The sequence below is a fragment of the Streptomyces sp. NPDC008139 genome (genome assembly GCF_042957025.1).
GTDB lineage: Bacteria > Actinomycetota > Actinomycetes > Streptomycetales > Streptomycetaceae > Actinacidiphila.
Genome location: NZ_JBIBHM010000011.1, coordinates 23,048 through 38,436, shown reverse-complemented (window position 1 = coordinate 38,436; position 15,389 = coordinate 23,048). Strand labels below are relative to the sequence as shown.

Genomic DNA, 15,389 nt, shown 5'->3' with positions numbered 1-15,389 from the left:
GTACCGCGGCCGTGCTCAGCTCACGTTCAGCGCCGTGTCATCGATGACGAACGAGGTCTGGAGCTTGGAGCCCTCGGTCCCGGTGAACTTGACGGTGACCGTCTGCCCCGCGTACGCGCCCAGGTTGAAGGTGCGCTGCTGGAAGCCGGAGGCCGCGTTGACGTTGGAGTACGTGGCCAGGGTGCTCAGTACGGTGCCGGAGGAGTTCAGGACCTGCGTCTTGAGCGTGTCGTAGGCGGTGGTGCCGGTCTCCGCGGTGTCGATGTGCAGCCAGAAGCTCAGACTCGCGGCGCAGCCCGCCGGGATGGTCACCGACTGCGCGACGGTGTCCGTGGTGGCGGTCCCGTATCCGTCGAGCCACGCCTTGTACGAGCCGCTGTGCGCCGCCTGCGACGCGTTGTTGTTGATGACGCCGCTGGTCGCCGTCCACGACGAAGTGCCGGACTCGAAGCCGGGGTTGGCCAGGAGCTGGCGCGCGGTGCAGGTGCCGCCGGTCGGCGGGGTGGTCGGGGGAGTGGTGGGCGGCGTCGTGCTGCCCGATCCCGAACCCGCCAGCCAGGCCGTCGCGTTGAGCGCGAGCGCGGCGTCGGTGCCCGCCGGGTCGTCCCAGCCGTTGTAGAGGGTGTTGCCCGACTGGCCGGTGCCGTCGTCGGCGGGTGAGCTGTCACCCCAGATCGCCACCCGGCCGCTGCCGAAGGTGCTGGTGACGAAGAACGCGCCGGTGTTGCCGGACGAACCCGTCTTGTACAGCAGCCCCTTGACGTTCGGGTTGTCGGCGGGCTTGAGGGTGAAGGTGGTGCCGTCGCGCAGGATGCTGCCCGTCACATTGCCGAACGGGCCGTGCAGCACCGGGTTGGACGCGTCACTGATCGCCCGCGGATTGTCGGTGCTGATGTCCAGCAGGTCGACGGAGAAGCCGAACGGGTCGGTGTTGTCGACCCCGTTGCTGGTCAGCAGGTCGTTGATGACGCAGGGCGAGTCGCAGCCGTCGTTGTTGCGGTCGCTGTTGTTGTGGTCGGAGATCAGGAAGAGCCCGCCGCCGTTCTGCACGAATTTCATCACGGCGGTCTTCTCGGCCGCGCTCAGCTTCACGTTCGGCTCGGGCAGCACGAAGGTGTCGAAGTTGCTGAGGTCCTGGGCGTTGGAGCTGTTGCCGTAGGTGATCGTGCGGCCGGACGGCAGGGTGTTGAGGGTGTACCCGCCCGCCTTCTGGAGCGCGACGCCCCAGGCGGAGAAGGCGCCGGTCCAGTCCGTCTCCTTGGTGGGGTTGGCGTTCTGGCCGAGCGGGTCGGGCTGGCTCGTGCTGATGATCCAGTCGGCGTTCCCGGCCGTCTCGGCCTTGGTGTTGTCGAAGAGCACGCGGTGCGTCGTCGCCGCGGCCGGCGCGACCGGGGCGCCGGGGGCGGCCTGAGCGGAGCCGCCGCTGAGGCCGGCCGCGCCGAGCGCGATCGCGCCCAGTGCGGCTGCCGCGCCGATCAGGACGCGGCTGCGGGGCACACGGGATCCAAGCATCCGTCAACCTCCAGGTGGGGGGCGGTCAGTGGGGGGCGGGAGACGATTCTGCGCGCGTAGAACCTGTGACTGATGTGCCGTGCGTTACGAGCGGGTGAATGCTGCCGGTCAGCTCTCGCCGCGCGCGGCCGGTGGGTGGGGGCCGGAAACTACGCGCGTCACTCTAGGCTCATGACGCGACCCTGACAACATTGCCGCCCTGTGTGCGGGGCTCGCGGATCCTGGTCCCCGAACCCCCTGACCCCTGAACCCCCGGTGCGGCACCCGCCGGCCCCGGACATACGTCCGCCTCCCCGTGTGAGCCGTCATCACATACGGGGAGGCGGACGCGCTTACCGCGGCGGGCGCGGCGTCGCGGTTACTGCGACACGCGCACGTAGTCGATCAGCATGCGCTGCGGGAAGACCGTGGTGGCGTCGGGAGCTCCGGGCCAGTCACCGCCCACCGCGTTGTTGAGGATGATGTAGAACGGGTGGTCGTACACCCACGGACCCCTGGTCGCCTCCACCGTCGCCTTGTCGGCGGTGAAGAAGGCGTGGCCGTCCACCGAGAACGTCATGTGGTGGGAGTCCCAGTCCACGGCGTAGGTGTGGAAGTCCGAGGCGAAGTCGCTGCCCGCGAGGGTGTACGGGGACCCGTAACCGTTTCCGCCGTTGTAGGCGGGGGCGTGCAGCGTGGAGTAGACGGAGTCGGCGACCTTGCCGACGTGCTCCATGATGTCGATCTCACCGGAGTTGGGCCACGGCGTGCCCGTCTTGAAGTTGGACCCCAGCATCCAGAACGCGGGCCACAGACCCTGCGTGCCGCTCACCTTGATCCGCGCCTCGACGTGGCCGTAGGTGAAGTTGAAGTGGTCCGAGGTGTTGATCCGGCCCGAGGTGTACTGGTGGCCCTGGACGTTCTCCTTCCGGGCCTCGATGACGAGGTTGCCGTTGCCGTCCATCGAGGTGTTGTCGCCGTTGGTGTAGTACTCCAGCTCGCCGTTCTGGCCGCCGCCGATGTCCTGGGTCCACTTGCCGGTGTCCGGCTTGGTGCCCGCGGCGCCGTTGAACTCGTCGCTCCACACCAGGTGCGTGGGGTTGCCCGGGTCGGGCGGCAGGGCGGGCGGCGCGGTGGGGTTGCCGCCGGTGCCGTAGACGTCGAAGGTCCACAGCGAGTACCCGTAGCCGTTGCTGCGCGCGGTGCCGTACATCCGCACGTAGCGGCCGGTGCCGTCCACGTTCAGGGTCTCCTTGAAGCCCTTGCCGGTGGTGGTGGAGTAGATGCTCGTCCAGTTGGTGTTGTCCGGCGAGACCTGGATCTGGTAGGCGGTCGCGTAGGCCGGGTCCCACTGGAGGACGACCTGCGTGATGTGCGCGGTCGCGCCCAGGTCGACGCTGATCCAGCCTGGGTCGACCCAGCCGTTGGTGTCGCTGGTCGCCCACCGGGTGGCCGGGTCCTCGTCGAACGCCTTGGCCGGCGTGCAGCCGACGCAGCTATTGGCGTTCTGGTAGGTCGAGGCGGAGGCCGGCTTGTTGTACGACAGCAGGACCGCGCCGCCCGGCGGCGTGGTGGGAGGGGTGGTCGGGGGAGTGGTGGGCGGGGTCGTGCTGCCGCCGCCACCGGTGAAGATCTGGAACTCCCAGAGCGAGACGCCGTACTGGGTGGCGCGCGCGGTGGTGTAGACCCGGACGTAGCGGCCGGTGCCGGTCAGGGTGATCAGCTCGGTCGCGCCGGGGCTCGTGGTGGTGGAGTAGGCGTTCGTCCAGGTCGTGCCGTTGGCCGAGACCTGGATCTGGTACGCCTTCGCGTACGCCGTCTCCCAGCTCAACTGGACACCGCAGACGTTCTGCGAACTGCCCAGGTCGACCTGGAGCCACTGCGGGTCGGCCGCCGCGCTGGACCAGCGGGTGCCCATGTTGCCGTCGACCGCGGCGGAGGCGGGAGTGCCCGCGTTCTCCGTGGACGAGGCCGTCGCGGGCTTGTTCAGCGCGGAGTTGGCCGTACCACAGGCCGCGTTGCCCGTGCCGGTGGAGCCGTAGACCTTGAACTCCCAGAGCGAGACGCCGTATTGGGTGGCGCGCGCCGTGGTGTTGATCCGGACGTAGCGTCCGGAGCCGGTGACGTCGAGGGTTTCGGTGCCACCGGCGCCGGTCGTGGTGCTGTAGACGTTCGTCCAGGTCGTGCCGTTGGCCGAGACCTGGATCTGGTACGCCTTCGCGTACGCCGTCTCCCAGTTGAGCACCACCTGGGAGAGGGTGGACGTGGCGCCGAGGTCGACCTGGAGCCACTGCGGGTCGGCCGCCGCGCTGGACCAGCGGGTGCCGAGATCGCCGTCGACCGCGGCCGACGCGGGCGTGCCCGCGTTCTCCGTGGAGGAGGCGGTGGCCGGTTTCGCCTGCGAGAGCAGGGTGCCCGCGGCCTTGGCCGGAGTCTGCGAGACCGCCAGCGCGAGCGTCGCGACGAGGGCCGCGACGAAGGCGAAGATCAGCGATCTGGGGAATCGTGTCGTGGGGGATGGAAGGGTCTGTGGGGGGTTGCCGATCACGGCGTCTCCTGATTGGTCGCCGAGCGAGAGAGCGCTCTCTGAATGCTGTGATGATTACGGCGCTGTTGCTGACACGTCAAGAAAGTGAACGAGATTCGCCCCGCGAATTCACTCGGGCCCGCCTTGATGTCGACACCCGAAGGGTCAACGAACCACTCGTCCCGATAAGGGAGTTAAGCGGCTTGTCGCTGTGTGCAAGAGCTTGAGACGGTGAAAATGGCGATGGCGGCGGAGAAAATCTCCGCCGCCATGATTGGTCCAGTCCTGCGCGTCAGCCGCAGGTCAGTACCGGCCCCGCCCAGTCGGCGTGGTCGGAGTCGTTGCCGTTGCCGCCGTCGGTGACCACCAACCGCAGCTCCGTACCGCCGCTCAGAGCGGCCGTCAGATGGCGGGCCGTGTCACTGCCGGTCACCACCCCGCTGTCGGCGACCAGCGTCGAGTCGCGGTAGATCTGGAAGTCCACCGAGCCCTTGCTGCCGACCTCGTCGTCCACCCCCACATCGGCGGTGACCGAGGAGCACCCGCCGCCCAGGTAGTAGACGACCGTGCTGGCCGCGTGCACGCCCAGCCCCTTGCTGTACGTGGTGCCGCCGACGGTGATCGTCCTGCCGTCGCCCGCGGCCTGTTCGCCGTTGCTGTGATCGCGCTCGACCGGGCCCCAACCGCTCACCGCCGACGACCAGTTGAGGTCGCTGAGGGCGTGCGTGCCGGCCGAAGGGCCTTTGCCGCAGGCCATCTTGGCGTCGGCCCAGTCGGCGTGGTCGTAGTTCATGCCGTCGCCCGCGTCGGTGGCCACCAGCCGCAGCGTCGTCCCTCCGGTCAGGTCGGCGGTCAGACGCGCCGCCGCGTCGCTGCCCGTGCGGGTCCCGCTGTCGGCGACCAGGGTGGAGTCGCGGTAGATCTGGAAGTCCACCGAGCCGTTGCTCCCCACCTCGTCGTCCACCCCGACGTCCACGGTCAGCTTTCCGCACAGACCGCCGACGTAGTAGGAGATGTCACTGGGCGCGTGCACCCCGAGTCCCTTCGCGTACGTGGTGCCGCCGATGGTGAGCGTCCTGCCGTCGCCCGCGGCCTGTTCGCCGTTGCTGTGGTCGCGCTCGACCGGGCCCCAGGCGTTCACCGCCGAGGTCCACGACAGGTCGCTCAGCTCGTTGAGCCCGGTCGGCGGCGGCACCGGACTGCCCGGGGTGACCCGGAACATCACCGTGCCGTGCGCGGGCACCGACGCGCTGATCGTGCCGCCGGTGCTCGATGTCGCCTTGGACCACAGGTCCTTGAGCGCGTACGAGGACGCGCCGCCGACGCCGACGGCCTGCGCGGTGGTGCTGACGGTCTGGGCCGAGGCGTTCTCATTGGTGAGCGTCACCGCGCGGTCGCCGTTGGCCAGCGGCTTCGACATCACCACGAGCCCGCCGGAGGAGGAGACCACCGAGCCCTGCTTGCCCAACGGGTCCTGGTCCACCGCGATCACGTCGGCGTTCTTCAGGATCGTCAGCGTGGCGGCGGACGCGGTCCTGATGTCGCTGCCGATCAGCAGCGGCGAGGCCATCTCCGACCAGAGGCTGAAGTGGGTGCGGTACTCGGTGTCGGTCATGCCGCCGTTGCCGACCTCCAGCATGTCCGGGTCGTTCCACGCGCCGGGCTTGGCGTACGGCGCGAGCTGCTGGTTCTGGTGCGCGATGTTGATCATGCTGGACCACGAGTCGCTGATGTCCCCGGTCGTACGCCAGGAGTTGCCGACCGCGGGCGCCCAGTTCCACGGCTGGTTGGAGCCCCATTCGCAGATGCTGTAGAGGATCGGCCGGCCGGTGGCCTTCAGCGCGTCGCCCATCGCCTTGTAGCGCTGCTGCGCGTCGACGTTGTTGTTGTTGCAGTTGTCGTACTTGAGGTAGTCCACGCCCCAGGACGCCCACAGGTTGGCGTCCTGCTGCTCGTGGCCGAGGCCGCCGGGGAAGCCCGCGCTGTTGCAGGTCTTGGTGCCCGCGGAGGAGTAGAGGCCGAATTTCAGCCCCTTGGAGTGGACGTAGTCGGCGACGTTCTTGATGCCGTCGGGGAAGCGTGCGGGGTCGGCGACGAGGTTGCCCGAGGCGTCGCGGCTGGGCAGCGCCCAGCAGTCGTCCAGGTTGACGTAGGTGTATCCGGCGGCCTTGAGGCCCTGGGAGACGAAGAGGTCGGCGATGCCCTTGACCATCGCCTCGTTGAACTGGGACCCGCAGCCGGTGGAGTTCCAGTTGTTGAAACCCATCTGCGGGGTCAGGGCCAGGCCGTTGTCGAGGGCCGCGGCCGGCGGCGCGGCGGCGATCTGAGCGGTCACGGCGGCGGTCGCGGCCAGTGCGGTGAGCCCGGCCCCCGCCCCGGCGACGAGGGTGAGCGACGCGGCCGAGGCCGCGAGGCGCTGCCGGAGGTGGTGTGTTTTGGGGTGTCGTTCGTGCGGCATGTGCGGCTCCGAGTCATTTCAATGGCGCACAATCCAACGGGGTCGAACGAAAGCAACCACATTTCAGCGGTGCAGCGTGAGCATGTCAATAAGGGCGGGGCGGTGAACCCCGACGTGCCGTGCGTCAATCCCGAATGACCGTACGAGGCGCGCCACCGGCCGTTCCGGAGGAGATCGACTTTAGGGTGGGCCCGGACCACTGAGATCGCCGAGAGCGGGAACGTGCACGGGATGCCCGACGTACCAGAACCTATGGTCAAGTTGGTCCGGTGGACCACGGAACCGGCCGCCGCCCAGACCCTCAGGTCCACCGCCGCGGCCGTCATCGCCTATGCCGCCGCCGTCCAGCTCACCCCGCAGCCCGCCCCGCTGACCGCGCCCCTGACGGCTTTGCTGGTCGTCCAGGTCACCCTCTACTCCACGCTGACCACCGGCATCCGGCGGGTGAACTCGGTGGTGGTCGGCGTCCTGATCGCCATCGGCTTCAGCGCGCTGGTCGGGCTGAGCTGGTGGAGCCTGGGTCTGACGATCTTCAGCGCGCTGCTGATCGGCCGCGTCGTACGGGTCGGCGAGTTCGTGCCCGAGGTCGCGATCAGCGCGATGCTCGTCCTCGGCGTGACCCGGGTCGCGGACACCGCGTGGGACCGGGTGCTGGAGACGCTGATCGGCGCGGGCGTCGGCCTGTTGTTCAACCTGCTGTTCGCGCCGCCGGTCTGGGTGCAGTCCGCGGGCGGCTCCATCGAGTCGCTGTCCCGCCGGATGGGCGCCCTCTTCCGCGACATGGGCGGCGAGCTGGCCGGACACCTCCCCGTCGAGCGCGCCGCCGCCCGGCTGCACGAGGCGCGCCGCGTCGACCACGACATCGTCGAGGTCGACGCCTCGCTGCGGCAGGCGGAGGACAGCCTGCGGTGGAATCCGCGGGTCCGCGAGGGCGTGCTCTCCCGGATCGTGCTGCGGACGGGGCTCGACACCCTGGAGATCTGCGCGGTCGTACTGCGCGTGCTGTCCAGGACGCTCACCGACCTCGCCAAGCACCGCACCGAGGAGTCGCTGTTCCCCGACGACGTCGCCGTCGAACTGGAGGAGCTGTTCGACCACGTGGCGCACGCGATCGAGAGCTTCGCCGTACTGATCACCACCCAGGTCGCGGCCAACGCGCAGTCGGCGGAGGAGCAGCTGGCCCAGGCCCTCACCGACAGCATGGCCAGCCGCGACAGGACCGCCCAGCTGCTGCTCGCCAAGGTGCGTGAGCACCCCCGGCAGTGGCAGTTGCACGGCGCGCTGCTGGCCGAGGTCGACCGCATCCTGGACGAGCTGGCCGTCGAGAAGCGGTCGGAGCGCCTGGTGGAGGAGCTGGACCGCTACTCGCGCGAGCAGAGCGACCGGCACCCCTGGCTGCACATGATCAAGAAGCGGCTGGGCGCTGCCCGTGCGGTCCTGCGCTGACGGCCGGCGCGAGAGTTTGCGTCAACGCACGGCTGACGTGCGCGGCGACCGTATACGACCGTACGGCTCAGGCCCCGGTCTCCTCCTGCGGGCCGAACCAGTCGAGGCAGACCACCAGCGCGTCGTCGTCCGCTTCGTGCCCCCGGTAGTCGGGCAGCTCGCGCAGCACCGCGCCCGGCACGTCGGCGGCGGGCAGCAGACTCGTCGCCGACAGGCCGCGGATCAGCGCCCGGTCGCCGTACGCGTCGCCCTCGGGGGAGTACGTGGCGTAGACGCCGTCGCTGGCGAACAGCAGCCGGTCGCCGGGCAGCACCTGGAACTCCTCGGCCACGTAGAGGGTCTCCTCGAACATCCCGAGCGGCAGCTGTTCGTCGAATTCCACCCGCTCGACGGTCTTGCCGCGCTGCCGCCACAGCCGCGGCGACCCGGCGTCCACCACCTGCACGACACCGCTGGGCACGTCGAAGGAGAGCAGCAGCGTGGCGACGTGGGCGGCGCCGCGGTAGCGCGACCACAGCGCCTGGTCGGCGAGCGCGGCCTGGTCGGCGATGCCGATGCCCGCCCGGCGCGCGTTGCGCAGCGCGTTGACGGCCAGGCTGGTCAGCAGCGAGGCGTCGATGCCCGCGCCCATGCCGTTGGTGATGGCCAGGGTCAGGGTGTCCGGGCTGGCCGACCAGTCGAAGTTGTCGCCGTGGATGGCGTAGGCGGGCTCCAGTTGGGCGCCGAGCGCGTACTCGGGCCGGGCGAAGGCGCGGCCCGGCAGCAGCTCCCACTGCATCTCGGCCGCCAGGGTGAGGCGGGAGGCCCTGCGGGCGATCAGATAGTGGTCGGTGTCCCGCTCGGCGACCACCAGTTCGCGTCCGAGCAGCTCCGCCACCTCGGCCAGCTCGCCGACGCCCTGCACGGCGTGCCGGTCGGCGGGCAGCACGACCGTGAGGATGCCCAGCCGGTCGCCGCGCACGGTGACCGGCAGATGCACGGTGACCTCGCCGTCCCGCCCCGCACGCTGCTCCACCGGCTGCTGGCTGCCGAACGCCCTGCCCTGCGGGGTGTTGTGCACCGGCAGCGAGAGCCTGGCGGGCGCCGAGATGTCGACCGACTGGAGCGCCGTCGTGCTGTAGTCGGCCAGCAGCAGGTCGGCCGAGACCGTGCCGTAGTGCTCGGCCAGCGCGGTGCGCGCGGTGTCCAGCAGAGCGTAGGGAGCCGCGGAGCGCAGAGCGCGTTCTACGGCCAGGAAGTTCGTCACGGGCGGGACAGCCTTTGCGGTCGGTGGGAGAGATGGCGGGTGGGGGGCTGAAGCGGTGCTGACGGACGGTGGCGGTGAAGGGGGTCGGGGACGGCGGCCGAGGTGAGGACGGGGTGAAGAGGTGGGGCGCGGCGGGTGGCAGGGGTCCCGTGCGGGGAGGCGCGGGCTGACAAACGGCCGTCGTCAGTGGCACAGTGGCCAGGTGCCCCACATCGTTCCGCCTCACCGCCATGAGCAGGTCGCTCATGAAGCCAGTGCTGTGTCGGAACTGCTGGAGGTCCTGTGGGGGAGAGGCCAGGAGGCCGCACCGTCCGGCCCCCTGTCACCGTCGCAGGTGCGGGCGCTGTTCGCGATCGAACAGTACGAGGGCGCCAATCTGCGGACGCTGGGCGACGCGCTGGGATCGCGGCCATCCTCGGTGAGCAGGCTCTGCGACCGGCTGGAGGCGGTCGGTCTGGTGGACCGGCAGACGAGCCCGACCAGCCGCCGCGAGGTGGAACTGCGGCTGACCCGGCGCGGGCACGCGGCACTCGCCGAATTCCGCGACTTCAGGGCCCGCGAGGTGAAGGCCGTGCTGGGCCGGATGGCGCCGGACGAGCTGGCGGCGCTCGCCGAGGGACTGACGGCCTTCCGCCGGGCCGCCGCCGGTGCGGCCGTACCCGGTGCGACCACCGCCGACCCCGCACGCCGTGCGGCGGACTCCGCCTAGCATCACGCACCGCTCCCCGCCCCGGGCGCTGTCGCCCGCGCATTCGCATCCCGACCCGCACCCATGCCGCGACACGAACACGTGTGCGTCGGCACAGACTCTTGTCCGATGGATATTGTTGTCAAGTGGCAACGATCTTACTAGGGTGGCACGCGTGACTGCGCATGTCGGGCAGCACGGGGGCGACAGAACGCCTCGTACGGCCGCCGGTGCGGCAGAGAGTGAAGGAAGCGCTGTGAGCGGTGGCGGAGAGGGTGCCGGGAGACCGGTCGAGGTGGCCGTCCGCCGGGCCGGGACCGCACTGGTCCTCGCCTTGCGCGGCGAGCTCGACCTGGAGACCCTGGACCCGCTGCGGGCGGCGCTGGCCGCGGCCAGGCGCGACGACGCGCCCCGCGTGGTGCTCGATCTGTCGCAGGTCACTTTCTGTGACTCCTCCACGGTGAACGAGTTGCTGCGGGCCGATGTCGATCTTGGCCCCGGCCGCCTGTGGATCGCCGCTCCCTCTCCCTTCGTCGCCCGGCTTTTCGGCCTGGTCGGACTGCCGATGGTGCTGGCCGTCCGTGACTCCGTCGAAGAGGCGCTGGCCGGCTCCGACGACCGCGCGTAACGCTCGGCGCCGCACTGCGCGCCTTCCCCTGAAGTACGGGGGCGAACCCGCTGTGACGTGAGACCGCTCTCACGCGCACCCACTGTCACCCGACCCGCCCACGCGCGGGCGCTCAGGCATGTCCGGAAACCGGCAGGTCCGCCAACTGGCTTTGCCATGGCATGAATCGTTGCCTTCCGAGGCGTAGACGCCGCCGTAGCGCGTCTGTAACACTCTGCCAACACAAACGCAAATTTCTCGCAGAACAACGATGGATCTGCATGGGAAGAGCGCAACTTCACATGCTCAACCCGCACGTTTCGGATAGTCCGTCTCCTGAACCTCCCACCGCTCCGGTCGCGACGAAGCGCCGGACACGACATAGAGGGACGCTATGAGAACGAAGCGCTCCATCCCACGGCTGATGGCGGGGGTGACCGCGACGAGCCTGCTGCTCCTGGGCGGGTCCGCTCTTCCCGCCATGGCATCGGGAGAGCCGAGTCCGGCGACCGACAGCGCGGTCTCGGTCAGTAGCACCAGCGGCAAGAACAGCGCCGCCCACCTCAACGACGGCGACCAGAACACCTACTGGCAGAGCTCGGGCAAGTCCCTGCCGCAGTGGGCGCAGATCGACCTGGGCCGCACCACCCGCATCGACCAGGTGCGGCTCAAGGTGCCCTCGGGGTGGAAGTCCAGGTCGGAGACGCTCTCGATCCAGGCGAGCGAGGACGGGGAGACCTTCAACACCCTGGTCGGCTCGGCGAAGTACACCTTCAGCCCGTCGACCGGCAACACCGTCAAGATCTCCTTCCCGGCCTCCATGGCGCACTACGTGCGCGCCGAGGTGACCGGGAACTCCGCCGGGTCCTCCGCCCAGCTCTCCGAGATCACCGCGCAGGCCGCCGCGGCCTCGACGGTCAACCTCGCCAAGGGCAAGCCGACCGCGGAGTCCAGCCACGCGGACGTCTACGGCTCGGGCAACGCCGTTGACGGCGACGCGAATTCGTACTGGGAGAGCTCCAACAACGCCTTCCCGCAGTGGCTCCGGGTCGACCTCGGCTCCGCGGTGGCGGTCAACCAGGTCGTGCTGAAGCTGCCGCCGGCCACGAGCTGGGCGACCCGCACGCAGACCCTGGCCGTCCAGGGCAGCACCAACGGCACCACGTTCACCGACATCGTCGCCTCGGCGGGTTACTCCTTCAACCCGTCGTCGGCCAACACGGTGACCATCAACTTCAACTCGACGACGACCCGGTACGTCCGGCTGAACATCACCGGCAACACCGGCTGGCCCGCGGGCCAGATATCCGAGTTCGAGGTGTACGGGCCGACGACCGGTGACACCACCGCGCCGACCGCGCCCGCCAACCTGGCGTACACCCAGCCCGCGTCCGGCCAGGTCAAGCTGACCTGGAGCGCCTCCACCGACGACACGGGCGTCACCGGCTACGACGTGTACGCCAACGGCGCGCTGCGTACCTCGGTGGCCGGGAACGTGCTGACGTACACCGACAGCCAGCCCGACACCGCGACCGTGGCGTACTACGTGGTCGCCAAGGACGCTGCGGGCAACCAGTCGGCGCACAGCAACACCGTGACGCGCACCGGCACCTCGGGTGACACGCAGGCGCCGACCGCACCGGGCAGCCTGGCGTACGCCCAGCCCGCCTCCGGCCAGATCAAGCTGACCTGGACGGCGTCGAGCGACAACGTCGGTGTCACCGGCTACGAGGTCTTCCGCAACGGCAGCCAGATCGCCACCACCGCGGCCAACGTGCTGACCTACACCGACAGCCAGCCCGACACCGCGACCGTCTCGTACTTCGTACGGGCCAAGGACGCGGCCGGGAACGAGTCGGCGAACAGCAACACGGTGACCCGCAACGGCACCAGCGTCGGCGGGACGAACCTGGCGGTCGGCAAGCCGATCGTCGCGTCCGCCACCGTGCAGAACTTCGTCGCCGCCAACGCCAACGACGACAGCCTGTCGACGTACTGGGAAGGCAGCGGCACCAGCACCCTGACCGTCTCGCTGGGCTCCAACGTGGACACCAGCTCCGTGGTGGTCAAGCTCAACCCCGACGCCTCGTGGGGCAACCGGACCCAGACCATCGCGGTCTCCGGCCGGGAGCAGAGCGCGAGCACGTTCACCCAGCTCTCGCCCGCGACCGCGTACAACTTCAGCCCGTCCACCGGCAACTCGGTGACGATCCCGGTCTCCGGCCGGGTCGCCGACGTGCGCCTCACCTTCAGCTCCAACACCGGTGCGGGCGGCGGCCAGGCGGCCGAGTTCCAGGTCATCGGCGTACCGGGGCCCAACCCCGATCTGACCGTCAGCGCCCTGACGGCCTCGCCCGCCTCGCCGATCGAGACCGACCCGATCACGCTCAGCGCGACGGTGAAGAACATCGGCACCGATGCGGCGGCCTCCACCGACGTCAACTTCTACCTCGGCACCACCAAGGTCGGCACCGGCACCGTCGGCGCGCTGGCCGCGGGCGCGAGCAGCGTCGTGACCGCCAACATCGGCGCCAAGGACGCGGGCAGCTACCAGCTCACCGCCAAGGTCGACGAGTCCAACAAGGTCGTCGAGCAGAACGAGACCAACAACAGCTACACCAACCCCACCGCCCTGGTGGTCAAGCCGGTCGACACCTCCGACCTGGTGGCCTCGCCGGTCGCCTGGTCGCCGGGCAACCCGTCGGCGGGCAACAACGTCAACTTCTCGGTGGCCATCAAGAACCAGGGCACCGTGGCCTCGGCGAGCGGCGCGCACAACGTCACGCTCACCCTGGCCGACGCCACCACCGGCAGTGTCATCAAGACGCTGACCGGCTCCTACAGCGGCGCCATCGCGGCCGGAGCGACCACCAGCCCGATCAACCTGGGTAGCTGGACCGCGGTCAACGGCAAGTACACCGTGAAGACGGTGATCGCCGTCGACGCCAACGAGGTGGCGACCAAGCAGGCCAACAACACCAGCACCCTGTCCTTCTTCGTCGGTCGCGGCGCCAACATGCCGTACGACTCGTACGAGGCCGAGGACGGCGTGCTCGGCGGCGGCGCCCAGGTCGTCGGTCCCAACCGGACCGTCGGCGACATCGCGGGCGAGGCGTCCGGCCGCAAGGCGGTGACGCTCAACTCCACCGGGCAGTCGGTGTCCTTCACCACCCGCGCCAGCACCAACACGCTGGTGGTCCGCTACTCCATCCCGGACGCCGCGGGCGGCGACGGCATCAACTCCAACCTGAACGTCTACGTCAACGGCACGTTCCTCAAGGCCATCGACCTGACGTCCAAGTACGCCTGGCTGTACGGCAACGAGACCGGCCCCGGCAACAGCCCGGGTGCGGGCGGCCCCCGTCACATCTACGACGAGGCCAACCTGCTGCTCGGGACGACCGTCCCGGCGGGCAGCACGATCAAGCTCCAGAAGGACGCCGCGAACACCAGCACGTACGCGATCGACTTCATCAACACCGAGCAGGCCACGGTGATCCCGAACCCGGACCCGACGAAGTACGTCGTGCCGGCCGGCTTCACCCAGCAGGACGTGCAGAACGCCCTGGACGCGGCGCGACAGGACACCACCAAGCTCGGCGTCTACCTGCCGACCGGTGACTACTCGACCGCCCAGAAGTTCCAGGTCTACGGCCGGTCGATCAAGGTGATCGGCGCCGGTCCGTGGTTCACCCGGTTCCGCACTCCGGCCGACCAGTCGAACACCGACGCCGGATTCCGCGCGGACGCCACCGCCAACGGGACGACGTTCTCCGGATTCGCGTTCTTCGGCAACTACACCTCGCGCATCGACGGTCCCGGAAAGGTCTTCGACCTCTCCAACGTGGCCAACATGACCATCGACAACATCTGGGTCGAGCACACGGTCTGCATGTACTGGGGTGCCAACACCGACAACATGGTGATCAGCAACTCCCGTATCCGTGACACGTTCGCCGACGGCGTCAACATGACGAACGGCTCCACGGACAACCACGTCTTCAACAACGAGTCGCGGGCGACCGGTGACGACAGCTTCGCGCTGTTCTCCGCCATCGACGCCGGCGGCGCGGACGAGAAGAACAACGTGTTCGAGAACCTGACGTCGCTGCTGACCTGGCGCGCGGCGGGCGTCGCGGTGTACGGCGGATACAACAACACCTTCCGGAACATCTACATCGCGGACACCCTGGTCTACTCCGGAATCACCGTCAGTTCGCTGGACTTCGGTTACGCGATGAACGGCTTCGGAACCGTGCCGACCAACATCCAGAACGTGTCGCTCGCCAGAACGGGCGGTCACTTCTGGAACGGCCAGACCTTCCCCGCCATCTGGCTGTTCTCGGCCTCGAAGGTGTTCCAGGGAATCCGCATCAGCGATGTGGACATCACCGATCCGACGTACAGCGGCATCATGTTCCAGACCAACTACGTGGGCGGTCAGCCGCAGTTCCCGATCACGGACACCATCTTGACCAACATCTCGATCACCGGTGCCCACAAGAGCGGTGACGCGTACGACGCCAAGTCGGGATTCGGTCTGTGGGCCAATGAGCTGCCGGAGGCCGGTCAGGGACCGGCCGTTGGTTCCGTCACCTTCAACGGTCTGCACCTGAGCGACAACTTCCAGGACATCAAGAACACCACCTCGACCTTCACCATCAAGGTCAACAACTAAGAGCAGCCGCTGAGGAGCGGCCGTCAGCTGGGAGGTGTCCGCGTTCGGCTCCCGAACGCGGGCACCTCCCGCATGCGTTCACGGGTGGGGTTGGAGAGCAACAGGCGTGCGGTTGTCTTCAGTTGGTGAACGTGAGGGCTTGACGTGGCATTGGTCTAGTCCTACCTTCGCCGATGCGCCCTCAGTCATGTCGGAGTCCGCCGTTCACGGATCAGAACCGATCCGGGTGCGCGGGTCCGGCTGTCCGC

The 15,389-nt window shown here is 69.1% G+C and carries 8 protein-coding genes; 4 read left to right on the top strand and 4 right to left on the bottom strand.

Going from position 1 to position 15,389, the window contains the following annotated elements; genetic code table 11:
- Window positions 1-15: 15 nt before the first annotated feature.
- From ACFZBB_RS23680 to ACFZBB_RS23670, 3 genes are all read right to left on the bottom strand, one after another.
- Window positions 16-1,512, bottom strand: coding sequence for a hydrolase (locus ACFZBB_RS23680; protein WP_391125742.1), 1,497 nt, complete (start codon window positions 1,510-1,512; stop codon window positions 16-18).
- A gap of 358 nt (window positions 1,513-1,870) precedes the next feature.
- Window positions 1,871-3,979 carry a discoidin domain-containing protein gene (locus ACFZBB_RS23675; protein WP_391126281.1) on the bottom strand — a complete coding sequence of 703 codons (2,109 nt, stop codon included), beginning with the start codon at window positions 3,977-3,979 and terminating at the stop codon, window positions 1,871-1,873.
- A 331-nt stretch (window positions 3,980-4,310) separates the two neighbouring features.
- Window positions 4,311-6,476 (bottom strand): NPCBM/NEW2 domain-containing protein, encoded by a 2,166-nt coding sequence (locus tag ACFZBB_RS23670; RefSeq protein WP_391125739.1) that lies wholly within the window; start codon window positions 6,474-6,476, stop codon window positions 4,311-4,313.
- 231 nt (window positions 6,477-6,707) lie between these two features.
- On the opposite strand from ACFZBB_RS23670, the gene ACFZBB_RS23665 reads away from it, so the two are divergent.
- Window positions 6,708-7,922 (top strand): aromatic acid exporter family protein, encoded by a 1,215-nt coding sequence (locus ACFZBB_RS23665; protein WP_391125736.1) that lies wholly within the window; start codon window positions 6,708-6,710, stop codon window positions 7,920-7,922.
- 67 nt (window positions 7,923-7,989) lie between these two features.
- On the opposite strand, the gene ACFZBB_RS23660 is transcribed toward ACFZBB_RS23665, so the two are convergent.
- On the bottom strand, window positions 7,990-9,168 hold the full coding sequence (locus tag ACFZBB_RS23660; protein ID WP_391125733.1) for a SpoIIE family protein phosphatase: 1,179 nt from the start codon (window positions 9,166-9,168) through the stop codon (window positions 7,990-7,992).
- 202 nt (window positions 9,169-9,370) lie between these two features.
- Between ACFZBB_RS23660 and ACFZBB_RS23655 the strand changes: the two genes are divergently transcribed.
- The 3 genes from ACFZBB_RS23655 (at window position 9,371) to ACFZBB_RS23645 (ending at window position 15,141) form a co-directional block, all read left to right on the top strand.
- Complete coding sequence (locus ACFZBB_RS23655) at window positions 9,371-9,877, top strand: MarR family transcriptional regulator (RefSeq protein ID WP_355347693.1); 507 nt, start codon at window positions 9,371-9,373, stop codon at window positions 9,875-9,877.
- 235 nt (window positions 9,878-10,112) lie between these two features.
- Complete coding sequence (locus tag ACFZBB_RS23650; protein WP_391125730.1) at window positions 10,113-10,484, top strand: anti-sigma factor antagonist; 372 nt, start codon at window positions 10,113-10,115, stop codon at window positions 10,482-10,484.
- A gap of 373 nt (window positions 10,485-10,857) precedes the next feature.
- Window positions 10,858-15,141, top strand: a complete 4,284-nt coding sequence (locus tag ACFZBB_RS23645) for a discoidin domain-containing protein (protein WP_391125727.1) — start codon at window positions 10,858-10,860, stop codon at window positions 15,139-15,141.
- Window positions 15,142-15,389 lie beyond the last annotated feature (248 nt).

Excerpts from the sequence above, each read along its gene's own strand:
- ACFZBB_RS23680 (WP_391125742.1), bottom strand. The coding sequence starts at position 1,512 with ATGCTTGGATCCCGTGTGCCCCGCAGCCGCGTCCTGATCGGCGCGGCA.
- ACFZBB_RS23670 (WP_391125739.1), bottom strand. The coding sequence starts at position 6,476 with ATGCCGCACGAACGACACCCCAAAACACACCACCTCCGGCAGCGCCTC.
- ACFZBB_RS23665 (WP_391125736.1), top strand. The coding sequence starts at position 6,708 with ATGCCCGACGTACCAGAACCTATGGTCAAGTTGGTCCGGTGGACCACG.
- ACFZBB_RS23645 (WP_391125727.1), top strand. The coding sequence starts at position 10,858 with ATGAGAACGAAGCGCTCCATCCCACGGCTGATGGCGGGGGTGACCGCG.